Origin of the sequence: Flavobacterium silvaticum (assembly GCF_012911565.1) — a bacterium.
GTDB classification, from domain to species: domain Bacteria; phylum Bacteroidota; class Bacteroidia; order Flavobacteriales; family Flavobacteriaceae; genus Flavobacterium; species Flavobacterium silvaticum.
Genome location: NZ_JAAMPU010000037.1, coordinates 1 through 294, shown reverse-complemented (window position 1 = coordinate 294; position 294 = coordinate 1). Strand labels below are relative to the sequence as shown.

1 protein-coding gene is annotated in these 294 nt (G+C 60.9%); it reads right to left on the bottom strand.

The genetic code is table 11. The features are described from left to right. A partial coding sequence (locus G6047_RS16695; RefSeq protein ID WP_211165345.1) for a hypothetical protein occupies positions 1–294 on the bottom strand: 294 nt, incomplete at both ends.

The following is a 294-nucleotide window of genomic DNA, read 5'->3' as shown; positions in this document are numbered from 1 at the left end:
CGAAGTAGTTCTGCGTACGCTCGATCTCCTGTACCTGGCCCGGAACCGACGAGTCGGTCTGGTTGGTCACACGGAACTTATAGGCCGTGGCCCCAAGGAGGCTAGGCGTTGCGATGAGCGTGGAGATGGTGGCCAGCTGGATGCCGCACTGTGACGGGTTGATGGATCCCGATCCGTTCGGGTTGTCGAGCAAGGCAGGGGTCGATACCTGGCAGGCCGTCCCATAATACCCGAGCCATGTGCCGTTGCGTTGCAGCTCCACCTGGATGCTGTACGTGGAGGCATAGTCGTAGG